This window comes from Gemmiger formicilis (assembly GCF_018784445.1).
Classification (GTDB): Bacteria; Bacillota; Clostridia; order Oscillospirales; family Ruminococcaceae; genus Gemmiger.
The window spans coordinates 38,484-60,834 of record NZ_WQOH01000029.1 but is presented as its reverse complement, the minus strand read 5'-3'; the positions used below and the strand labels follow the sequence as shown (position 1 = coordinate 60,834).

General features: G+C 62.6%; 17 protein-coding genes and 1 tRNA gene. 4 read left to right on the top strand and 14 right to left on the bottom strand.

All coding sequences use genetic code 11. The features are described from left to right. Nucleotides 1-35 precede the first annotated feature (35 nt). From GPK89_RS09765 to GPK89_RS09730, 8 genes are all read right to left on the bottom strand, one after another. Nucleotides 36-111: transfer RNA gene (locus tag GPK89_RS09765), tRNA-Met, on the bottom strand. Between the two features lie 118 nt (nucleotides 112-229). Beyond that, nucleotides 230-1,576, bottom strand: coding sequence for an NADP-specific glutamate dehydrogenase (gene gdhA, locus GPK89_RS09760; RefSeq protein WP_215692699.1), 1,347 nt, complete (start codon nucleotides 1,574-1,576; stop codon nucleotides 230-232). A gap of 187 nt (nucleotides 1,577-1,763) precedes the next feature. Continuing rightward, the gene (locus tag GPK89_RS09755; protein WP_215692697.1) at nucleotides 1,764-3,029 is read right to left on the bottom strand and encodes a hypothetical protein; all 1,266 of its coding nucleotides are present in this window, start codon (nucleotides 3,027-3,029) and stop codon (nucleotides 1,764-1,766) included. A gap of 176 nt (nucleotides 3,030-3,205) precedes the next feature. Beyond that, a complete protein-coding gene (locus GPK89_RS09750; RefSeq protein ID WP_215692695.1) occupies nucleotides 3,206-4,510 on the bottom strand; it encodes a hypothetical protein in 1,305 nt (434 codons plus the stop codon). Nucleotides 4,511-4,656: 146 nt separating this feature from the next. Further along, a complete protein-coding gene (locus GPK89_RS09745) occupies nucleotides 4,657-6,063 on the bottom strand; it encodes a hypothetical protein (RefSeq protein WP_215692693.1) in 1,407 nt (468 codons plus the stop codon). Between the two features lie 19 nt (nucleotides 6,064-6,082). Then, nucleotides 6,083-6,940: a hypothetical protein gene (locus tag GPK89_RS09740; RefSeq protein WP_215692691.1), complete on the bottom strand. Its 858-nt coding sequence runs from the start codon at nucleotides 6,938-6,940 to the stop codon at nucleotides 6,083-6,085. Further along, nucleotides 6,937-8,295, bottom strand: a complete 1,359-nt coding sequence (locus tag GPK89_RS09735; protein ID WP_215692689.1) for a sensor histidine kinase — start codon at nucleotides 8,293-8,295, stop codon at nucleotides 6,937-6,939. The genes GPK89_RS09740 and GPK89_RS09735 overlap by 4 nt, the downstream gene beginning before the upstream one ends. 203 nt (nucleotides 8,296-8,498) lie before the next feature. Further along, nucleotides 8,499-9,161 carry a response regulator transcription factor gene (locus tag GPK89_RS09730; RefSeq protein WP_215692687.1) on the bottom strand — a complete coding sequence of 221 codons (663 nt, stop codon included), beginning with the start codon at nucleotides 9,159-9,161 and terminating at the stop codon, nucleotides 8,499-8,501. A 150-nt stretch (nucleotides 9,162-9,311) separates the two neighbouring features. Between GPK89_RS09730 and GPK89_RS09725 the strand changes: the two genes are divergently transcribed. Both GPK89_RS09725 and trxA read left to right on the top strand, forming a co-directional pair. Further along, nucleotides 9,312-11,570 carry a glycoside hydrolase family 3 C-terminal domain-containing protein gene (locus GPK89_RS09725; RefSeq protein WP_215692685.1) on the top strand — a complete coding sequence of 753 codons (2,259 nt, stop codon included), beginning with the start codon at nucleotides 9,312-9,314 and terminating at the stop codon, nucleotides 11,568-11,570. 54 nt (nucleotides 11,571-11,624) lie between these two features. Beyond that, a complete protein-coding gene (gene trxA / locus GPK89_RS09720; RefSeq protein WP_215692683.1) occupies nucleotides 11,625-11,945 on the top strand; it encodes a thioredoxin in 321 nt (106 codons plus the stop codon). A gap of 62 nt (nucleotides 11,946-12,007) precedes the next feature. On the opposite strand, the gene GPK89_RS09715 is transcribed toward trxA, so the two are convergent. The 5 genes from GPK89_RS09715 to GPK89_RS09695 all read right to left on the bottom strand — a co-directional run bounded on the left by GPK89_RS09715 (nucleotide 12,008) and on the right by GPK89_RS09695 (nucleotide 16,561). After that, on the bottom strand, nucleotides 12,008-12,904 hold the full coding sequence (locus tag GPK89_RS09715) for a GNAT family N-acetyltransferase (RefSeq protein ID WP_215692681.1): 897 nt from the start codon (nucleotides 12,902-12,904) through the stop codon (nucleotides 12,008-12,010). Continuing rightward, on the bottom strand, nucleotides 12,901-13,734 hold the full coding sequence (locus GPK89_RS09710; RefSeq protein WP_215692679.1) for an MYG1 family protein: 834 nt from the start codon (nucleotides 13,732-13,734) through the stop codon (nucleotides 12,901-12,903). The genes GPK89_RS09715 and GPK89_RS09710 overlap by 4 nt, the downstream gene beginning before the upstream one ends. 129 nt (nucleotides 13,735-13,863) lie before the next feature. Beyond that, a complete protein-coding gene (yfcE, locus tag GPK89_RS09705) occupies nucleotides 13,864-14,409 on the bottom strand; it encodes a phosphodiesterase (RefSeq protein ID WP_215692677.1) in 546 nt (181 codons plus the stop codon). Nucleotides 14,410-14,419: 10 nt separating this feature from the next. Next, nucleotides 14,420-15,733, bottom strand: a complete 1,314-nt coding sequence (locus GPK89_RS09700; protein WP_215692675.1) for a hypothetical protein — start codon at nucleotides 15,731-15,733, stop codon at nucleotides 14,420-14,422. 12 nt (nucleotides 15,734-15,745) lie between these two features. Continuing rightward, nucleotides 15,746-16,561 (bottom strand): DUF624 domain-containing protein, encoded by an 816-nt coding sequence (locus GPK89_RS09695; protein ID WP_215692673.1) that lies wholly within the window; start codon nucleotides 16,559-16,561, stop codon nucleotides 15,746-15,748. Nucleotides 16,562-16,851: 290 nt separating this feature from the next. Between GPK89_RS09695 and GPK89_RS09690 the strand changes: the two genes are divergently transcribed. Both GPK89_RS09690 and GPK89_RS09685 read left to right on the top strand, forming a co-directional pair. Then, complete coding sequence (locus GPK89_RS09690) at nucleotides 16,852-17,610, top strand: hypothetical protein (protein WP_215692671.1); 759 nt, start codon at nucleotides 16,852-16,854, stop codon at nucleotides 17,608-17,610. 254 nt (nucleotides 17,611-17,864) lie between these two features. Beyond that, on the top strand, nucleotides 17,865-18,512 hold the full coding sequence (locus GPK89_RS09685; RefSeq protein ID WP_215692669.1) for a hypothetical protein: 648 nt from the start codon (nucleotides 17,865-17,867) through the stop codon (nucleotides 18,510-18,512). Nucleotides 18,513-18,750: 238 nt separating this feature from the next. Here the strand turns inward: GPK89_RS09685 and nifJ are convergent, their stop codons facing one another. Then, nucleotides 18,751-22,290, bottom strand: a complete 3,540-nt coding sequence (gene nifJ, locus GPK89_RS09680; RefSeq protein ID WP_215692667.1) for a pyruvate:ferredoxin (flavodoxin) oxidoreductase — start codon at nucleotides 22,288-22,290, stop codon at nucleotides 18,751-18,753. Nucleotides 22,291-22,351: the final 61 nt, after the last annotated feature.

Below are 22,351 nucleotides of genomic sequence, written 5' to 3'. Positions count from 1 at the left end.
GCTCGTTGAAACTTGTCGTTTCAACGAGCTTTTGTTGGTTGCGGAGACAGGACTTGAACCTGCGACCTCCGGGTTATGAGCCCGACGAGCTACCATCTGCTCTACTCCGCGATATATGACACACACGCTGTTTTGCGGTGCCTGATTATAATACCACAGCACGGCGTGTGTGTCAATAGGTTTTACGAAAAAAGTTTGTGCCTTTTTATGGCTGACTGCTCAAATCCAATCAGACAATGCCCTGGCTCATCATGGCAGAGGCGATCTTCTCGAAACCGGCGATGTTGGCACCGGCAACCAGGTTGCCCTTCATGCCGTACTTCTCGGCGGTGGTGGCGGCAGTCTTGTAGATGTTGACCATGATGTTGTGCAGACGCTCATCGACTTCCTCGAAAGTCCAGGACAGGCGCAGGCTGTTCTGGCTCATTTCCAGGCCGGAGGTAGCAACGCCGCCAGCGTTGGATGCCTTAGCCGGGGCAAACAGGATGCCGTTCTGCTGCAGGTAAGCGATGGCATCAGGGGTGGAAGGCATGTTGGCACCCTCGGCTACGCAGTAGCAGCCATTGGCAACCAGAGCCTTGGCACCGTCCAGGCGCAGCTCGTTCTGGGTGGCGCAGGGCAGGGCGATATCGCAGGGAACCGTCCAGATGCCCTGGCTGCCCTCGACGTACTTAGCGGTGGGGACATAGTCCAGGTAGGTCTTGATGCGGGCACGCTTGACCTCTTTGATCTCCTTGATGACCTTGTAGTCGATGCCATTCTCGTCGACGATGTAGCCGTTGGAGTCGGACATGGCGATGACCTTGCCGCCCAACTGGGTGGCCTTCTGGTTGGCGTAGGTGGCCACATTGCCGGAGCCGGAGATGACCACGCGCTGGCCCTCGAAGCTCTTGCCGGCGTCAGCCAGCATCTCCTTGGCAAAGTAGCACAGGCCGTAGCCGGTGGCCTCGGTACGGGCGAGAGAGCCGCCGAAGGGGATGCCCTTGCCGGTCAGCACGCCGGTGTACTCATTCTGCAGGCGCTTGTACTGGCCGAACAGATAGCCGACCTCACGGCCGCCAACGCCGATGTCACCGGCGGGCACATCGGTATCCGGGCCGATGTGGCGGTACAGCTCGGTCATAAAGCTCTGGCAGAAGCGCATGACCTCGGCGTCAGACTTGCCGTGGGGGTCAAAGTCAGCGCCGCCCTTGCCGCCGCCCATGGGCAGGCCGGTCAGGCTGTTCTTGAAGCACTGCTCAAAGCCGAGGAACTTCAGGATAGACAGGTTGACAGAGGGGTGGAACCGCAGGCCGCCCTTGTAGGGGCCGATGGCGGAGTTGAACTGGACGCGGTAGCCGCGGTTGACCTGCACCTTACCGGCATCGTCCACCCAAGGCACACGGAACATGATGATGCGCTCAGGCTCGACCATGCGCTCGATCAGGCCGGCCTTCTCATACTCAGGATGAGCGGCGACAACGGGCTCGAGGCTCTCGAGGACTTCCTCGACCGCCTGCAAAAACTCCTTCTGCTCGGGGTTGCGCTTTGCAAGGCCCTCATATACACCCTGCAGGTAAGCATTCTGAATTGCCATAAAAAGACACTCCTTTATATAAATTCAAACACCGCCTTCATGTTACCACCACAAAAGAAATTTTTCAAGAGTTTTTGCTTACTTTTCAAAATTTTGTTCGCTGTTGGCGGGCCTGTGTGTTTAACAGGTGGACAAATCAGCGTTTTCGCGCATAATTATACAAGGGCATACGGCTGGTCGTATTGCATCAGCCCTGCCACATTGTTATTTCCTGCCAGTCAGTGCTGCCCGCCAGCAGCTGCTCCGGGGTGATCAGTGCCATGCCGAGACAGCTTCGCTGCTCGTCGGCCGCAGTCTCGATAAGCCAGCGGCCATCGTTGGTTTGGGCCAAAACGGTGACTCTTCTGTCATAGGACAGGCCCTCTCGTTTTTGCGTTACCTCTTTAATCTCGCCCGTTTCCAAATCCATAAAATAGGGGATTTCGCGGTTTGTTCCGCTGTTTGAGTAGCACATTCCAAGCCACCGCGTACTCTGGTCGCCGTGCACGGGCAGTATTCTTTGCCCTATGGACAGCCCGAAGTGCTCATCCGGCCACGTATCCCACATTTTTTCCTCTGTGCCCATGGCTGGGTCAACGACAGTCAGGCTCAGTTTGATATCGGTGCCATCGCTCTGCGGGAGATAATCCACAAAGTAAAGCTTGCCGTTTGCCGTGCCATCATAGCCGCTGAACCGCGCGTCTGTGGGGTTGTAGAGGCGCTCGGCCAGCTTGGTGCGTGTGCCTGTGCGCGGGTCCCAGCAGTCAAATTCAAGCGTCGCGCTCTGGACGGCGGCGGCATACTCTTCGCCGTTTTTGGGCAGCGGCGCGTCGGTCACGTAATGGACCGTCAGCAGGCCGTCGTCATAGCAGCCCAGCATCAATTCCGACGGCAGCATGGTAAACCTGTCAAGCTGCCCACTGGCAAGGTCGATGCGGCAGGCAGGCGTTGCCTCACTCGGCAGCACCGTCTTGTCTATGCCGTACAGCGCCGTGCCATCGCAGTAGGCAATATCGCAGTTGCCCACCCCATTGATTTCCTGCATGGTCTTGCCCGCGGCGGGGTCGACGGTGTAGATTTGCACGGGGCAGCCTCTGTCCTCGACATGGCAGACGCGCAGCGGGTCGTCCGTGATGACCAAGTTGCGACCGGGGTCGTCTGTGAAATAGGCGGGGCAGGCGTCGCTGTCATGGGCACAGCCGGGAACCGCGCAGTTGACGGTTTGCGTAGCTGCGGCATAGTCGGTTTTTAGCAGCAGACTGTCCTCGCCGCGGTGGACAAAGGCATAGTAGGTGTCGCCATTGTTGTACGAGTTGGCCACCGGGTAGAAGGGGGCTGTGGTTGGGGCAGGGGTAGTTGCTGCGGTCGGTTCCGGGGTCGAGTTTGCGAGAGGGGTGGACGCTGTGTCCGGGGCAGATGCACAGGCGGCAAGGGTGAGGGCGGTGGCGAGGATGATGGGGATGAGTTTTTTCATAGGAACCTCCTTTTTTTGATGTGAGCTGTGATGGCAAAACTGCAAAGCCCCTCAGGCCTCGTAAACTCGGCCAGTTTCCCTGGAAGGGGAGCCTTTTTGCGCGGGCTTTGCCCGCGGGGAGCCTCCCCTCACAGGGGAGGTGGCGAGCGGAGCGACGCCGGAGGGGCTTTGCGACGTTACCTCTGCCACATTGTCACGGTTTCCTGCTCGGCGCTCCCGGCCATAAACTGCTCCGGCTCCACCAGGGCGTAGTTCTCACGGTTGGTCGTCTCATCCTTGCCGGTCGTTACCAGCCAGCGGCCATCGGCGGCGGCAGCGCGGAAACCAACGGGCAGGCTGGTGCGCTGGCCGACAATCACGTTGCTCTCGCTCATTCGCAGGCTGTGGCCTTCGGCATCGCCCAGCGGCAGCTCCTGTGCCCCCTGTTCGGGCGTCCATATTGTCTCGGTCGTGCCGGTCGCTATGTCCAGTGTCTCCACGGCCACAGGCTCATACGCGGCGTAGGGTATCGGCTGACGCTTTTCAAAATACGCCTTGCCGCCGTACACGCCCAGCAAAGCCGACGTGTCGTAAGGGTAGGCAGCCAGCCGGGTGCGGGTACCGTCGTTCGGGTCATAGAGGTCATACTCCGTCTCGGCACTCTGGATGGCAGCCTGGTACTGCTCCCGGTCAGTGGGCAGGGGCGCATCTGTAACGATGTGCGACGTCACCAGCGCGTCACCACAGACATCCAAAAACTGCTCCTGCGTCAGCAGCGGGAAGGTTTGTACCGCACCGTCGGCAAGGCTGATGCGGCAGCCGGTGGCGGTGGTGCCGTTTTCATCGTTCCACGCTGCGCCGTACACCGCCGCGCCGTCGCAGTAGGCCATCACGTAGTCGCGCACTTCCTCGGGCAGGTCGGTGCGCACCTTGCCGCCGCCCGGGTGGACGGTGTACAGGCAGGGCGGGGTGGTCTGCTCGGTCCAGCGGCCGTAAAAATCCGCCGTGATCTCATCGGCGGTCAAGCCCTCGAAGCTCTGGTCCGGGTGTTCTAACTGGGGCTTGCCGTACTCGTCAAAGTATTTCTCCCAAGTTTGGGTATTGCGGTAGAACAGTGTGTGGTAGACATAGAGGGTATCTCCTGCCGTAAAAACTGTGTACCGCCGCGCCCGCCCCGGGAAATAGGCCGGGCAGGCTTCACTGTCGTGGGCGCAGTTTGGCATGGTGCAGCAGACGGTTTGGGCGGCGGTGGCGTAGTCGGTTTTCAGCAGCAGGGCATGACCGGGATATTGGACAAGCTCGTAGTAAGCATCGCCGGTGTTGAAAGCCGTAGTGTAGCTTTCCAGTGGGTAGAAGTCGGTGGTCGCGGGGGCTGGGGTGGAGGTGGGTTCAGGCGCTTCCGGGGCAGGAGTTGGGGTAGTCAGCGGAGTTTCATCCGGGGCAGATGCACAGGCGGCAAGGGTGAGGGCGGCGGTGAGGATGAGGGGGATGAGTTTTTTCATGGGAACCTCCTTTTTTTGATGTGAGCTGTGATGGCAAGGCTGCAAAGCCCCTCAGGCCTCGTAAACTCGGCCAGTTCCCCTGGAAGGGGAGCCTCCCCTCACAGGGGAGGTGGCGAGCGGAGCGACGCCGGAGGAGCTTTGCGACGTTACCCCTGCCACATTGCCACCGGCTGCCAGTCCGTGCTGCCGGCGGCGAACTGATCGGCGGCGATCAGGCCGTAGGCCGTGGTCCTGCCGGCGCTGTCTGCGCCGATGACGACCAGCCAGCGGCCATCGTGCGCTTTGCCGCGCAGGCTGACGGCACCGCTGCCGGTCTGCAGCGCCTGCGTCACCGGCGTGATCTGCCCTGTCTCAGTATCCAGCAGGGCGCGGGCGGCGTAGCTTGTATTGTAATTATCTCTGTACAGCCAGATATAACGGCCGCCGTCATCGCCCAGCACCCATTCCGCCTGCGGCCACGGGTCCCAGACGGTTTCGGCGCGGCCCTCGGCGTCCACTGCCGTCAGGACCGTGCGGCGGAAGCCGCTTCCCGGTATGATCTCGCGCTCCTCAAAGTAGGCCTTGCCGTTGTACACACCAATAAAGCAGCCGTTATTCTCATAGTCGGCATTGCTGTAGGGGCGCTCGGTCAGGCCGGTGCGCGCGCCCGTGCGGGGGTCAAGGCGGTCGATCTCCACTGTAGCGCTCTGGATGGCGGCGGCATACTGCTCCGCATCGGTGGGCAGCGGCGCATCGGTCACATAGCGGCAGGTCAGCAGTGCGCCGTCAAAGCCCGCAAGGTAATGCTCGGTGGGCTCCAGCACAAAGGTCTCCGCCTGCCCGGTGGCAAGGTCGATGCGGCAGGCGGGCGTTGGCCCGATTCTTCCGGGAGACACCTGCGTTCTGTACGGTATTGTCACCCGCTCACCGTAGAGCGTGCTGCCATCGCAGACATCCACCGTGTAGTCACGGTAGGTCAGCGGCAGGTCGGTGCGGGTCTTGCCTGCGGCGGGGTCAACAGCGTAAAGGCAGGGCGGCGTGCTCTGCTCGGTCCAGATGCCGCGGTACTCGGCTTCAAATTCCGCATCGGTCATAGTATCAAAGGGTTCCCTATCCCTGACGCCGCTTGCCAGTTTTTCCGCCCAGTAGTCGTCCCAGCTCTGGTCGTCATAGAAAAATGAGATGTGCCAGACATACACGGTGTCCCCCGCCGCGACCACCCTATAACGGCCGGGCCGTCCCGGGAAATAAGCCGGGCAGGCGTCGGTATCGTGGCCGCAGCCGGGGACGGCGCAGCAGACGGACTGAACCGCCGCGGCATAGTCGGTCTTGAGCAGCAGCGCGTAGCCGAGCCGCTGCTCGAACTCGTAGTAGGCGGTGCCGTCATCAAAGGAGCCGTCGTAGCTTTTCAGGGTGTAAAAATCGGCAGCAGCGGGGGCGGGCGTGGGGGCTGCGGGCGCTGCCGTCGGCTCCGGCGTGGGGGTGGCGAGGGGTGCCGGGTCGGGGGCAGCGGTGCAGGCCGTGAGGGTCAGGGTCATTGCGGCGGTCAGGATGATGGAGATGCAGTTTTTCATGTGGGCCTCCTTTTTTAATCTACGTCTGCGGTGCAATCTGCAAGGCCAAACTGTAATACCAGCGCTCCGCCCCATCGGCGGCGGTATAGCCGGTGTAGGTGTAGGGGTGGGTGGAGGCCGTGATGAGTGCACCGCCGTTAGCGCTGTACAGGGCGCAGTCGTAGGGGCTGCTTTCGGGGGCGGCCCAGTCGCCCAGGCTTTCCAGCCCGGCCTGGGCCGCAAAGCTGCGCAGGGCATCCGCGCCGGGCAGAGGTGTTTCGGCGGCATCGGCGGCGGGCAGAGAGAACCACACCTCGACGATCATGCCGGTGCGGCCATCCATCGTGATGCTGTACCGGGTGAACAGCGTATCGTTTTCCCGGGCAAATTTGCGCACCGTCACAAAACCCAGGCTGTCGGTGGTGCAGTAGGCGCTGTTCAGGTTGTAATATTGGCCGTTGGCATCGGTGTAGCTGCCGTAATCGACGGTGTCGCCCACGGTCTGTTCCACCCAGAACCGGGGCACTGCGCTGCTTTCCGCCAGCTGCCAAAGTGCGTTCTCGGCGGCGGTGGTGGCGGCAGTGTCCGCCCAGGTCATGGACTCGATGCTGGCTGATGCGCCGATGTACACCTTCGGCGTCTGCGGGGCGGCATCCTGTTCCTGCTGCGGGGTGGTCTGGCGGGCGGTGGTGTCCTGCCCGCGGGCGGCCAGCTGGCGCAGGATGTAATAGTCATCCGCCGTGGGGGTGGGGGCCCGGTAAGGGTCGGCTACCGTCTCCACGCGGCCAAAGTAGGCGGCGTCACTGGCGGCCAAAAATGCGGCGGGCGCGGCGGCGCAGGCCAGCACGGCGGCTATGCACAGCGCGGCGGCGGTGCGCGGGTATCTCCACAGGCTCATGCGTCTGCCTCCTTTTTCCACAGGGGCAGGGTCACGCTGACCCGCGTGCCCTTGCCCGGTTCACTCTCGATTTTCAGCGTGCCGTCGTGGGCGATGGCAATGCGCTGGCAGAGCGCCAGCCCCAGGCCGCTGCCGCCCTGGCGGCGGGCGCGGGATTTATCCACCATGTAAAACGGCTCGGTCACGCGGGCCAGCTGGTCCGGCGGGATGCCGCAGCCCCGGTCGGCCACGGTCAGGGTAGCGGTGTCGGCGTCGGCTGTGCAGAGCACGACCACCGGCGCACCGGGTTTGCTGGCTTTGGCGGCGTTCTGGACCAGGTTGCACAGCAGATCCAACAGCAGATCCGCGTCGCCCTGCACGGTGGGCGCGGGCGCGGCTGGGGTGCGCAGGTTTACGCCCGGGCAGGCGGCGTGCAGCCGCGGCCACAGGGCGGCCAGCGGCACGGCGGCGGGGGTCAGCGGGCATTCGGCCAGGCCCAGCAGCGCCAGCAGCTTATGGCTCAGGGATTCAAGCCGCCGCCCCTCGTGGGCGATAGCCGCCGCGGCTTCGCGCTGTTCATCGGGGTCGGTCTGCATCGCGGCAAGGATATCCGCGTAGCCGATGATGCTGGTCATCGGGGTTTTCAGCTCGTGGGTAAACGCCCCGACAAAGTCCTCCCGCTTCTGCACGTCGGCTTCCAGGTCGGCAATTTTCTCCTGCACGGCGTCGGCCATCTTGTCAAAGCTCGCGCTCAATGTCTCGATCTCGTCGCCGGTATGCAGGGCGGTGCGGCGGGCGTAGTCCCCGGCGGCGATCTGCTGCCCGGCATCAGTCAGCACGGCCAGCGGGCGGGTCAGGCGGGCGGCCAGCAGGGCGGTGACGGCGGCGGCTGCGGCCAGCACGGCGGCTTCCAGCAGCAAAAAGCGCGTTAAGGCGGCATCGCGGTCGCGGTACAGACCGGTCAGGTCGTAGGCCGTGACCAGCCGCAGCCCGCCTTGCAAATCGCTGGCGTAGACGGCATAGACACTTTCCTCGGTGCGGACCGTGACGGTGGCGGCGTTTTCCAGGGAAAAGTTTTCCAGCCCCGGCAGAGTGGCACAGATGAGGGTATCCCCGCGCCAGAGGGCGGCGGGGGTGTCCCGGGCCTCGACGCGGGCGGTCAGGGCAGCGTCATCCATGGTGGTGCCGCGGCGCTGCAAGTCGAGGATCTCCGTTTGCAGCAAGGTACAGGTCTGGGCGTGGGCCGCTGCGTTGGCGGTGGCCATGCGGCCGCGCTGCACGGCAAAATCGCTGTACAGCAGCACGCACCCGCCGACGCCGAAGGACGCCGCGAGGACGAGGACCAGCAGCGAGACAAGTTTTTGGTAGTAGCGCATAGGGTACTCCTTTTGTGGTCGTAAAAGCCTCCCTTGTCAAAGACAGACTCCCCCGGGTCGGGGGAGGTGGCGCAAAACGCCAGAAGGGGAGCGGTGGCCGAGCATTAGCGAGGTCGGAGGGATTCTTGCAGCTTCACGGGTACGCGCACTCTTCCGCATGGCCACAGAAATCCCCCAGTCCGCTTTGACAAGAGGGGCCTTTGTCACTCCTTCCGCAGTCGGTAGCCGATCTTGAACACCGTCTCAATCTGTTTATCTGTCCAGCCGAGCTTTTTGCGCAGGCGGGCGATGTGGGTGTCTACGGTGCGCAGGCTCTCGGTGTCGGGCAGCTCGCCCCAGACGCGCTCAAAAATCACATCACGATAGAGCGCCGCGCCCCGGTTGCGCATCAGCAGTTCCAGCAGGTCAAACTCCCGCCGCCGCAGGTCCAGCGGCTCGCCGTTCTGCCTGGCCACCCGGTCCACCGTATCCAGCACGACATCATAGGCCCGCAGCTCCCGCCCGCCGCGGCCGGTGCGGCGCAGCACCGATTCCATCCGGGCGACGAGTTCTTCCGCCGCGAAGGGCTTGGTGATATAATCATCCGCGCCCAGCCGCAGGCCCAGTACCCGGTCCTTCACCGCGCTTTTCGCCGTGATGAAGATGACCGGCACGCCCTGGGGCCGCAGGCTTTCCAGCAGGGCGTAACCGTCCAGCCCCGGCAGCATGATATCCAGCAGCGCCATATCGAAGTTGTTTTTCTCGATCAGATCCGCCGCCGTGCGGCCATCCTCGGCCACGGTGCAGGTGTACCCGGCGCGGGTCAGTGTCATCTCGATGAGCCGCGCGATCAGGTGCTCATCCTCGGCAATCAGTATGTTATTCATGGCAAATCTCCCTCGTTTGGGTGCATTATAAACCCCAGTTGTTTCCTACTTGTGACACGGGCACTATAATTTTACACTTTTTTATTTATTTTTGCACATTCGGCGTGTTATAATGTGGGAAACCACCTATACTATAAAAGGAGAACCACCATGAACGTCGAAGAGCTTGTCAGCGCCCTGACGCTGGAAGAAAAGGCCGGGCTGTGCTCCGGCGCGGATTTCTGGCACACCAAGGCAGTGGAGCGGCTGGGCATCCCGGCTATCAAGGTCAGCGATGGCCCCCACGGCCTGCGCACCCAAAAAGAAGGCAGCACCGACCCCAACGATGCCATCGAGGCCGTGTGCTTCCCCGCAGGGTGCGCGGCGGCAGCATCCTTCGACCCGGCACTGACCCGGCGCATGGGCGCAGCCCTCGGGCGGGAGGCCCGGGCCAGCGGCGTGCAGGTTCTGCTGGGGCCTGCGGTGAACATCAAGCGCAGCCCTCTCTGCGGCCGCAATTTTGAGTATTACTCCGAGGATCCCTACCTGGCGGGCGAGCTTGCAGCCGGATTCATCCAGGGCGTGCAGAGCGAGGGGGTCGGCACCTCCATCAAGCATTTTGCCGCCAACAGCCAGGAGACGCGCCGCCTGTCCGCCGACAGCCGTGTGGACGAGCGCACGCTGCACGAAATCTACCTGCCCGCTTTTGAGACGGCGGTAAAAAAGGCCCGGCCCTGGACCGTGATGTGCAGCTACAACCGCGTCAACGGCGACTACGCCAGCGAGAACAAGCCGCTGCTGACCGATATTCTGCGGGACGATTGGGGCTTTGACGGCTTTGTCATGTCCGACTGGGGCGCGGTGAACGACCGCGTCAAGGGCGTGGCAGCCGGATTGGAGCTGGAAATGCCCGGGTCCGGCGGCGTGTACGACCGCAAAATCATCGAGGCTGTGCAGAACGGCACGCTGGATATCGGCGTTTTAGACAAAGCCGTGGCCCGCATTTTGAACATTGTGCTGCGCGCGGCTGATCTGGCAAAGCTGCCCGCCGTGTTTGACCACGCGGCGGACCACAAGCTGGCCGTGGAGCTGGCGAAGCAGAGCGCCGTGCTGCTGCGCAACCTGGGTGCGTTGCCGCTGCACAAGGGGCAGAAGGTGGCCTACATCGGTGCGTTTGCCGACCATCCGCGCTATCAGGGCGGCGGATCCAGCCATGTGAACACGACGGCCATCAGCGCGATGGACGCCGCCATCATGAACGACCGCAGCGTCAGCTATATCGAGGGCTTCCCCGCAGACCGCGACCAACGGGACGAGGCTGAGTTTTTGCGGGCCGTGACCGCCGCCGAAGCCGCCGATGTGGCCGTGATTTTTGCGGGCCTGCCCGACAGCTTTGAGAGCGAGGGCGCGGACCGCCGCCATATGCGCCTGCCCGACTGCCAGAACAACCTGATTGCCCGCGTGGCCGCCGTGCAGAAAAACACCGTGGTCGTGCTGCACACAGGCTCCCCGGTGGAATGCCCCTGGGCGGACGATGTATCGTCTGTTTTGTGTATGTACCTGGCGGGCGAAGGCGTGGGCGAGGCCGCCGATGCCCTGCTGTGGGGCGACGCCAACCCCTGCGGCCGCCTGCCGGAGACCTGGCCCATGCGGCTGGAGGACACGCCCTGCTACCTGGACTATCCCGGCGACGGCGTGACCGCCGACTACCGCGAGGGCGTCTATGTAGGCTACCGCTGGTACGACGCCCGCAAAATGCCGGTGCGCTGGCCCTTCGGCCATGGGCTGAGCTACACCGGGTACGTCTACCGGAATGCAGAGCTGAGCTGTGACACGATGGCCGCCGACGGCGAAGTGACCGTGCGCGTGACCGTGAAAAACAGCGGCGCAATGTCGGGCGCGGAGGTCGTGCAGTTGTATGTGGCCGACGCCACCGGCACGCCGGTGCCGGGCGGCCGCGTGCCCCAGGCCCTGCGCGGGTTTGCGAAGGTGGACTTGCAGCCCGGGGAAGAACGCGTTGTGACGTTTACCCTGACACCACGGGATCTAAGCCGATACAGCGCAGAAATTCACGATTGGTACGCCGCGCCCGGGCGGTATGAGGTGCGCATCGGACATTCCAGCCGGGATATCCGATCCACGCTGCCGCTGCATTATGCGGGGGCGAAGCTGCTGCCACTGACAGTGGATGAGACGACGCCGCTGGGCATTCTGCTGGCGGACCCGCGCACCGCGCCCATCGTGCGCGGGATGCTGGACGCCCAGGTCCAGGCCATGGCCAACGGCGGCGGCGACGGCCTGATGCCGCCCGAGGCGATGGCCCAGATGTTTGACAGCCTGACCCTGCGGAACATGATCAATTTCGGCGGGCCGCAGGCCGAGGAACGGCTGAATGCCATGCTTGCAAAATTAAAAGAAGCCGTACAATAATTGCGGGGGGCGGCGTCCACGACGGCCCGCCCCATAAAAAGAAAGGGTATATCTATGTCTATCAAACTCACCGAACAGAATTTTGACACCGAAGTTTTGCAGAGCGCCATGCCGGTCGTGGTGGATTTCTGGGCCGAGTGGTGCGGCCCCTGCAAGATGATGGGCCCTGTGCTGGAGGAAGTAGCCGCCGCGCACCCCACCGTGAAATTCGGCAAGCTGAACACCGACGAGAACCTGAAGCTGGCCATGGCCCGCAAGATCGACGCCATCCCTGCGCTGCTGCTGTTTAAGGACGGCCGGGAGGTCAGCCGTTCCGTCGGCTACCGCCCCGCTGCCGAGCTGGAAGCCTGGCTGCGGGAAAACGGAGCGATTTGACACCTGTATAAAAAGAGCCGCACCTGCCTTCGTCAAAAAGGGCAGGTGCGGTTTGTTTCATCTTATTTTAAAGCTTCCGCAATTTCTTCTGCGGTCAGCTGCTTTCTCACCGGCTGGGGTTCGCCCTCACCGTCCTGTAACGGCAGCACCCAATAATCCAAATCCAGCCATTGGCCGAACTTGTACCCGGTGCGCTTTTCGATACCCATTTTGGTGAAGCCCAGCGCCTTGTGGAAGTTGTTGCTCTGGCGGTTGCTGCCGGTTACGAGCGCAAAGGCGTTATAATACCCCTGCTTTTTCAGCAGGGTGATCAACGCGCGGTAGAGCCGCCCGCCCACGCCCTGGCCGATGCAGTCCGGCGCACAGTAGGCCGTCGTCTCAACGTCCCAGGCGTAGGCCTCGCGCTCGTGCCAGAGGTGTGCGCAGGCGAAGCCCTGCAGCCGGCCATCGGCGCTTTCGGCCAGGAGAAACGGCGCGTTTTGCAGCGTGTGCGCAATGTTTTCGCGGTATTCCTCCACCGTGGAGGGCGTGTACTGGAAGGTCTGCACGCCGTGGCGCACGTACCAGTTGTACAGTGCGCAGACGGCGGCGGCATCGTCGGGCGTCGCCATGCGCAGGGTAATTTTGTTGTCGGCGGCCCACTTTTCGGCCAGGGCCTCTTTCTCGGCCTTCGGCAGTTTTTTCAGCGCTGCTTCACGCTTCAGGGCCGCACTTTTGTCGGCGCATTTTTCGGCGTAGGCCAGGCGCACGGCGTCGCGGCCATGGCTTTTGGTGTACTTGGCCCCGCCCTTGCCGCTGCGGTGGGCTTTCAGGCGGTGAGCCAAATCATTGGTCCAGCCGCCGTACAGGCTGCCGTCCGGGCAGCGCAGCAGGTAGACCCAGGCGGGTGCCGGGGTCGGTTCGCGGTCGGCGGCGGTGCTGGGGGCCGGTCCGTAGATTTCGGATCCCTCTGCGCTCATTCGCTTACCTTCTTTCCGGCGGCCCGCAGTGTGCGGCGGCAGGCCTCAATGGCCGTTGCCTTGTCGTCGGCGGTAATCAGGAAACGGCTGGGGTGGCAGAACCTCAGGCCCAGGCCGCTGATCTGGCGCAGCTGTTCCTCCGGCTTACCGGCCCAGGCCACCGGGAACGGCTGCTTGCTGCGCTTGGTGCGGTGGTCGTTGACGCACTGGGCGCTGTACCCGCCGCGCTGGCTGGGGTAGACGACAAAAATTGCATCGGTCTTGTACAGACCGTTTTTCCACGGCATATAGGCAGGCAGTACGACGATGCCGTCGCGCATATTGGCGTAGGCTCTGCGGACGGTATCGTCGGCGCGGTTCACGGCGTTGGCGGCGGCGATCTCATTTTCGAGGATCTGCTTTGCCACCGGCACAGCGCGCCAGAAGCACTCGTCGGGGTCGTCCTTCGAGTCCCACAGCGGGTTGAAGCTGCCGATCGCGTCAGCCAGGGAGTTTTGCTCGCCGGTGTTATCGTTTAAGTCAAGCGGCTGGATGAAGTTTTCGTCCAGCAGGCGGGCCTGGTGCTCGCCCACGAGCTGGGCGCCCACCACCCGCCACAGCAGGCCGAAGGCCGCGTAGGGCACGCCGTTGGGACGGCACTCCCGCGGTTCGGAGTGGTGGTCGAACATACCGCCGCCGACGTCGTAGACGATGCCGTCGAAGTCATCGGGCACGACAAAGCCGCGGGTGACCTGAATATCCGGGCGGAGAATTTGCAGCAACGCGGTGGAAAAAACATCGTCCGCATGGAATTTTCCGCCATGCGTAAAACCTTTGGCAGGGATTTTCATGGGTGGTACTCCTCTATCTATAAATGGATGTGCGGTGGGGTCGCAGGGGGGGCCCCTCTGCGGGGCGTCGAGGACGCCGCTCCCTACGCCTTGTTCTTTGCAGGGGCCGGGCTTACCCGGCCCCTGCGGTCACACTTTTACTTCGTGATACATCTCCCCGTCCAGCGTTTTCCACGTAAACACGCCGTCTTTCAGCGTCATATACCCGTGGGCGCTGTTCTCCTTGGGGATGGAGGTGGAGCCGGGGTTGAGGTAATAGTTATCATTGCCGAACGCCTGCCATGCGGGCACGTGGGTATGACCGTGCAGCAGGATATCCCCCGCTTGCAGCGGCGGCAGGTGCGCGGTGTTGTACACGTGGCCGTGGGTGGCGTAAACCAGCCGCTGGCCCGCCGTGAACACCGCGTAATCGGCCAGGATCGGAAATTCCAGCACCATCTGATCCACTTCGGTGTCGCAGTTGCCGCGCACACAGAAAATTTTGTCTTTCCGCGCGTTCAGCAGGGCAATGACCTCTTTCGGGGCATAGTCGGGCGGCAGGTCGTTGCGCGGGCCGTGGTAGAGCACATCGCCCAACAGCAGCAGGCGGTCGGCCCCCTCGCGGTCCCAAGCGTCCAACAGCTGGCGGCAATAGCCCGCCGCGCCGTGGATATCCGATGCGATCAACAGTTTCATAGCGTCCTCCTTACACCGTCACGTCGCCAACAAGCATACCGCCGGCGGAGTCGATGGCGTAGACCGTGTACTTGCGTGGGGTGTCACCGCGTTCCAGCAGGATGCCGCCCTGGGCCGGCTCCACATAGGTGAACTGCCGGTGGGCGGTGGTAGCATGGGGCTGGGCGTCGGGCAGGCTGTATGCCAACACGCCGCCCCTGGCGCAAAAATCATCGGCCAGCAGGTGCTCCTCGCCGTTGATGTACATATGGTAGACGCCGGGCGCATCGGTACCCACCGGGCGCAGCCAGACGCTGCACCGGGTGCGGCCCAGCGGTGAGGTATTGTTTTTGCGCTGGCGCATCAGCAGGGCCAGGTTGTCCCACGCGACCATGAAATCATCCAGCGGCATATCGGTCTCGCAGTCAAAATCGTTCCCGCTGGCCCAGGGGTCGCAGAGCAGCACTTTCGGGCTGCCGTCGATGGACGCAAAGCCGCGCACGGCGGCAAAGCGGCGCTCCGGTGCACCGGCGGCGATCTGTTCCGGCGAGGATTGCAGCCCCACCACCGCGCCGCACCCGGCCCGGGCCTCGGCACGCAGCAGGGCAAGATCGCCGTAGGCCACCCAGGCGGGGAAGCCCCACTGGGCGGCAGCCGCAGCGGCAAAGCCCAGGTTGCGGGGGTCGCAGTCGTCGGGGGCGCGCCAGTCCCGCAGCACCTGGGCAAATTCCTCGGGCAGCAGGTCGGCGCCCCAGCGGTTCGTCAGGCTGGCAAGGCAGTTTGCCAGATCCATCCAAGGCCGCAGCGCGGGAGTGCGGCGGGCGGCAGCATAGGGCATCAGGTGCAGCCGGGCGTTGACCGGGCGGCCCCGGGCGGGGATGACATCCACCACATGGGTGCTGACCCCCAGCAGCGTGACAGCGGGGGTGGCCTTTTCATCCTTGGAATACAGGTAGATGCGCAGCTGGGCCTGGGTGGCATACTTGCTGTCCAGCTGCAGGTGGGCGGGCCAGCGCTGCACCGGCCCGCGCTCCTGATAGGCCGGGCTTTCGCGGTGCAGGTAGGGGCTCCATTTGCCAAAGCCCACCCAGGGCGTCCAGTTGCCGTCCACCAGTACGCGGGCCTGGGCCTCCACAGCCGTGCCCCTGGGCGAGGCCGCGTTCCAGCTGACCCGCAGCGCATCGAACACCGGCATCGAAATCGGCGCACTGGTGTAGCAGCCGAAGGGAACATAGCTGCCCTGCACCAGATCCAGTACGATACTGTTCTGTGAGACGGTCACGTTGTCCAGTTCGCCGCGCATGAACGCCTCGGTCTCGCGCAGCAGAACGGTGTTTCTCTCCATAGCCCGGCCCCCTTATTTGTTGTGGAACGTCGGCTGGCTCTCGGCGATGCGCTCCTCGATTTCGGCGTCGCGGCGGGCGCTGAGGGTCTCTTCCAGCTTGAATACCTTGTCGAGGCCAGGGTACAGGATCATCAGCGCAATGACCACCGGCAGCCAGAAGCCGAAGGCCAGCAATGTGATGATAGTAAACGGCAGGTAGAGCAGCGTCAGCCCCCAGTAGACGGCCAGCAGCAGCGCTGCCGCCAGCGTGCGGGGAAAGAAGCCGAAGAACATCAGCCCGGCATTTTTGGCTAGCTGGGGCAGCGGCAGATCTACCAGCGGCACCTGGGCCAGCAGCCAGCTGAAAAAGCCTGTGCAGACAAAGATGCCCGCCAGCGAGGCGACCCACATCATCGTGCTGGTGTTGCCCGCCGCGGCCTGGGCGCGGAGCATCCAGCTCCAACTGCCGACAAACAGGCCCAGCAGCGCACCGGGCAGCAGACTCTGCTTCCAGTTTTGTTTCCAGGCGCGCTTGTAGGTGTGCCACCAGTAGCCCGGCTCGTCGCGCAAGGCGCGCAGCGTGGTATCGATCATACCGGACAAGAACGGCCCGCCGATCAGGCCGCCCAGCAGGCCGCCCAGCACGGTCAGCAGCGCTGAGCCGCCCATCTGGCCGAAAACCGCCAGCGCCGTACCGGGCAGAAAGCCCAGCAGGCACAGAAAGCTGGCGCGGTAGAACGCCCACAGGTCGCGGCCGAGCAGTTCAAAAAAGCGCGGCAGTCCGACCTTGCGCGGCGCAGGTGTATAGCCGGTGGCCGGCATTTCGTTGGTTTCAGGTTGGTTGGACATGGTGGTTCTCCCTTTTTTCGTAGCGTAAAGGCCCCCTTGTCAAAGGGGGCTATCCGCGTAAGCGGACTGGGGGATTCCTGCGGGCATAAAGGCAACCGTCACGGAATCCCTCCGGCCGCCTTCGGCGTCCACCTCCCTTTGACAAGGGAGGCTTTTCCTCTATACATTTATAAGTTTATCATACCCTGTTTTTACTCCTCTTGCAAGGCGTGGTCAAAATAAGTTTACAATTTTCCCGGTCGATTTGTGGTATAATAGGAAAGATATTATAAAGGGAGTGTATCCACACTATGGCTTGGGTCACGAAAGACAGCACCGAAACTTACAACCAGACGCCGGAACCCCCGCGCGAGTACACCAAAACCGAAAAGGCCGCCAACTGGTGGCACTACCACTGGGGCATCGTGGTGATCGTGGTGCTCTGCGCGTTCTTTGGCATCTGGATCATCAAGGATACCGTCTTTCAGACCCGGCCCGACGTGCAGATTGCTTATGTGGGCACCCATGACCTGCCCGCCGACACCGTGACGGCTTTGCAGGACGCGCTGACGCCCTTCTGCGAGGATACCAACGGCGACGGCAAGGTCGTGGTGCAGGTGGACACCTACAACGTGGATTTTGACGCCGACAATGTGAACACCGACGCCTACAACCAGATGGCCGGTGTCACCCGGCTGAGCGCCGAGCTTTCCAGCGGCGGCAAGACCTATATCTTCCTGCTGGAGGATCCCGCCGCCTTTGAGAGCAGCACCGGTGCGCTGCAATACCTGGACGGCACCGTGCCCGATGACCCCGACACTGCCAACCCCGATTGGACCGAGATGGTCTACCGCTGGACCGACTGTCCGGTGCTGGCCGGGCTGGAGCTGGGCGACTACGACGGCTACACCCTGGTGGACGACGCCACCGGCACGAACCAGAGCGTGTTGGCTACCCTGTATGTGGGGCGGCGCGGCGTCTGGGATGAAAAGCAGGCAGCCACTTACGAGGGCTGCGCCGAGCTGTGGGACACCCTGACCGCAGGGGCTGCTTCCACCGCCGCCGAATGAGCCGGGCGCTGCCGCCCCTGAAGGGGCATCTGCGGAAAAAGGTGCAGCCCAAGCCCAGCACCCCGGCGCTGCCGGAAAACCCGTACAAGCGTTTTTTTACAAAGCAGCGCAGTTTTGAGGATTTGATCAACGAAAAGCGCAAAGCTCAGCATCGCTAAAAAATGCCGCATCCCACCCCGGGATGCGACATTTTTTATGCCCGCCGTACCTTACAATAAGGTCTGTAATGACTTTTTACGGAGGGAATTTTACTTATGCTGCAAACTTTGGAACGTACCAACACTTTTGACGCCCGCGTACTGACCGCCAGCCACGCCGGGGCTCTGCGGGAGCTGACCGGGGATACCGGGCTGCCGCTGCTGCCCAGCCTGCATCCGGCGCTGGAGGAAGGTCAGATCGTGGGGGATTACGCCGGGCAGGGGGAATTGCAGGCCGCCGCCGCGCTGCTGCCACTCTATGCGGACGACCCGCTTCCCACCAGCCTGCGGGCCGCCGGTTATGGGGCCGACGGCCAGGGCGCGGTGCTGACGCCTCCGGTGCTGCGCAGCGATTACACGCAGCTGCGGCATTTTCTGCGGTTGGCGCTGCGCTGGGCCACCGAGCGCTATGCCAGCTACCACGTCTGGGCCGTGCTGCCGCTGGACTTGGAACACCCGGAGGCGTGTGATGACCTGTGTGCGCAGTATCTCTCCACTGGACTGACCCTGCGCGGGATGCGCCCGATGGCCGGGGCCGACCAGATGTTGATTTTTTCAGCGCGGGGGTTAGCCCAATGGCGTGACCCGCTGCGCCGCTGCCATTTGGCCGACCCGGCGCTGCCCCGCGTGTTGGAGCGCGGGTATGCGGCCGCCGATTTCGGCTGGGGGAAAGGCGGATTGGAGCTGGTGCTGAGGCCGGTGTGATGCAATATTGTGGGGGCGGCGGCCAGAGGGCTGGCCGCCCTACGGACCTTCACCTTGTAGGGCGGGCAGTCCTCTGCCTGCCGCGGAGGGGTCAAGACCCCTCTCTACAATGCAAATTATAAAAGGGATGCGATGAAAAAGCTGCGGGCCGGGCATGCCCGGCCCCTACATCCCCGCCCAACAAAAAAGCGCCCCACGCTTTGCAGCGTGGGGCGCAATTTTTATGCTACCTTACAAATTACTTGTACAGGTCGACCAGCTTGGTCAGATGCTCGTAACGGGCATCGGCGGCAGCCTGGTTCTTCTCGAACAGAGCCTTGGCGCGATCCGGGAAGGCGCGAGCCAGACGGCTGTAACGAGTCTCGTTGGCCAGGAAGTCCTGATACTTGGACATATCGCCAGCCTTGGAGGTCAGGGTGAAGGGGTTCTTGCCCTCTGCCTTGGCAGCGGGGTTGAAGCTGAACAGGTTCCAGTAACCGGCAGCAACAGCCTTCTTCATCTCGTTCTGGCAGTTGGTCATGCCGCCCTTGACACCGTGCAGCTCGCAGGGAGCGTAGCCGATGATGAGGGAGGGGCCGGGATAAGCCTCAGCCTCGGCGATGACCTTGACAGCCTGGGCCATGTTGGCACCCAGAGCGATCTGGGCAACATAGATATAGCCGTAGGTCATGCAGATCTCAGCCAGAGACTTCTTGCTGATCTCCTTACCGGCAGCAGCGAACTGGCAGACCTCACCGATGTTGGAGGCCTTGGAAGCCTGTCCGCCGGTGTTGGAGTACATCTCGGTGTCGAAGACCATGACGTTGACATCGTGGCCGGAAGCCAGGACGTGATCCAGACCGCCGTAACCGATATCGTATGCCCAGCCGTCGCCGCCGAAGATCCAGAAGCTCTTCTTGGCCAGGTACTGCTTATCCTTCAGGATCTCAGCAGCCTCGGCACTGCCGTCGGCCTCGAGAGCAGCGACCAGAGCCTTGGCGGGAGCGTCGTTGGCCTTGGTGTTGTTCTTGGTCTCCAGGAACTTCTCGATGGCAGCATCCAGGTCAGCGGACTTGCCCTTCAGAGCCTCGACCTTGGTGATCAGGTTCTCACGGACAGTCTCGTAACCGATCTGCATGCCCAGGCCGTGCTCGGCGTTGTCCTCGAACAGGGAGTTGATCCAAGCGGGACCGTGGCCGGAAGCCTTGTTGGTGGTGTACGGGCTGATAGAAGCGGTACCGCCCCAAATGGAGGAGCAGCCGGTAGCGTTGGAGATGAACATCTTCTCGCCGAACAGCTGAGTGATCAGGCGGGCGTAAGAAGTCTCGGCGCAGCCTGCGCAGGAGCCGGAGAACTCAAGCAGCGGCTGGTTGAACTGAGAACCCTTGACAGAGACCTCGGAAACAACGCCGGGGATGTTGTCCTTCTTGCGGATGTTCTCGACGCAGTAGTCGAAAGCAGCCTGCTGGTCGGCCTGGCTCTCCTGCGGCTTCATTTCGATAGCAGCAGTCGGGCAGACGGTGACGCACTCGCCGCAGCCCATGCAGTCCAGAGGAGACACAGCCATGGTGAACTTGTACGCGCTTGCCTTGGGCTTGGTGTCGGCCAGCTTGGTGCTCTCGGGAGCAGCGGCGGCCTCATCAGCGGTCAGGCAGAACGGACGGATGGTGGCATGAGAGCAGACGAAGGCACACTGGTTGCACTGGATGCACTTCTCAGCGTTCCACTCGGGAACCATGACAGCGGTGCCGCGCTTCTCGTAAGCGGAAGCACCCTGCTCCCACTCGCCGTTGACGTTGCCCTCGAAGGCGGAAACAGGCAGGCTGTCGCCGTCCATACGAGCGATGGGCTCCATAACGTCACGGATCTGCTTGACCAGAGCCTCGGGTCCCTTCAGGGCCTTCGGAGCCGGGTCAGCAGCGGGGTTGGACCAGGAAGCGGGGACCTCGACCTTATGGACAGCGTCCAGGCCGGCGTCGATAGCCTTCCAGTTCATCTGGACAACAGCGTCGCCCTTCTTGCCGTAGCTCTTCTTGGCGGCGGCCTTCATGTACTCGACAGCATCGTCGATGGGCATGACGTCGGCCAGCTTGAAGAAGGCGGACTGCAGGATGGTGTTGGTGCGCTTGCCCATGCCGATCTCGATAGCCTTATCGATAGCGTTGATGGTGTACAGCTGAATGTTGTTGTCGGCAATGTACTTCTTGTCGGCAGCGTTCAGGTGCTCATCCAGCTCGGCATCGGTCCACTGGCAGTTGATCATGAAGACACCGCCCGGCTTGACGTCCTGGACCATCTTCATGCCCATGTGGATGTAAGCGGGGTTGTGGCAGGCAACGAAGTCAGCCTGGTTGATGTAGTAGGGGCTGCGGATGGGCTTGTCGCCGAAACGCAGGTGGCTGATGGTGACACCGCCGGTCTTCTTGGAGTCATACTGGAAGTAAGCCTGAATGTACTTGTCAGTATGGTCGCCGATGATCTTGGTGGAGTTCTTGTTGGCGCCGACGGTACCGTCACCGCCCAGGCCCCAGAACTTGCACTCCTTGGTGCCGGGGGCGGAGGTGATGGGAGCGGGCTTGACCTCAGGCAGGCTGAGGTTGGTCACGTCGTCGGTGATGCCGATGGTGAAGCGGGGCTTCGGGGCATCCTTCTCCAGCTCGGTGTAGATAGCAAAGACGCTGGACGGCGGGGTGTCCTTGGAACCCAGGCCGTAGCGGCCGCCGGTCAGGACGACGTCGTTCATGCCGGCCTCACGCAGGGTGGTGGCGACATCCAGGTACAGGGGCTCGCCCAGGGAGCCGGGCTCCTTGGTGCGGTCCAGAACGGCGATCTTCTTGACGGTCTTGGGCAGGACCTTCAGCAGAGCGGAAGAGACCCAGGGACGATACAGGCGGACCAGGACCAGGCCGACCTTCTCGCCCTTGGCGGTCAGGTAGTCAACAACTTCCTCTGCAACGTCGCAGATGGAGCCCATAGCGATGATGACGCGGTCAGCGTCCTCGGCGCCGTAGTAGTTGAACAGGTCGTAGTTGGTGCCCAGCTTCTCGTTGATCTTGGCCATGTACTTCTCAACAACGGCAGGCAGAGCCTCGTAAGCGGGGTTGCAGGCCTCACGATGCTGGAAGAAGACGTCGCCGTTCTCGTGAGAGCCGCGCATCTTGGGGTGCTCGGGGTTCAGGGCCTTGGCACGGAACGCCTCGACAGCCTCCATGTTGCACATTTCCTTCAGGTCCTCGTAGTCCCACTTCTCGATCTTCTGGATCTCGTGAGAGGTACGGAAACCATCGAAGAAGTTCACGAAGGGAACGTGACCCTCGATAGCGGACAGGTGAGCAACAGGGGACAGGTCCATGACCTCCTGGGGGTTGCTCTCGGCCAGCATGGCAAAGCCGGTCTGACGAACAGCCATAACGTCGCTGTGGTCACCGAAGATGTTCAGGGACTGGGTAGCAACGGTACGGGCAGAAACGTCGAAGACGCAGGGCAGCTGCTCAGCGGCGATCTTGTACATGTTGGGGATCATCAGCAAAAGACCCTGGGAAGCGGTAAAGGTGGTGGTGATAGCACCGGTACCGAGAGAACCGTGGACAGCGCCTGCGGCGCCGGCCTCGGACTCCATCTCGACGACCTTGACCTGGTTGCCAAAGATGTTCTTCAGGCCTGCAGCACTCCACTGGTCAACGGTGTCGGCCATGGGGCTGGAGGGGGTGATGGGGTAGATGGCAGCCACATCGGTGAACGCATAAGCTACGTGCGCCGCGGCGGTATTGCCGTCCATAGACTGTTTAGCTCTGGGCATTTTCTTTCCTCCGTTTTTATTAGAGTTTTGCATTATAGAGCTGTGCGGTTGTCAGGGCCGC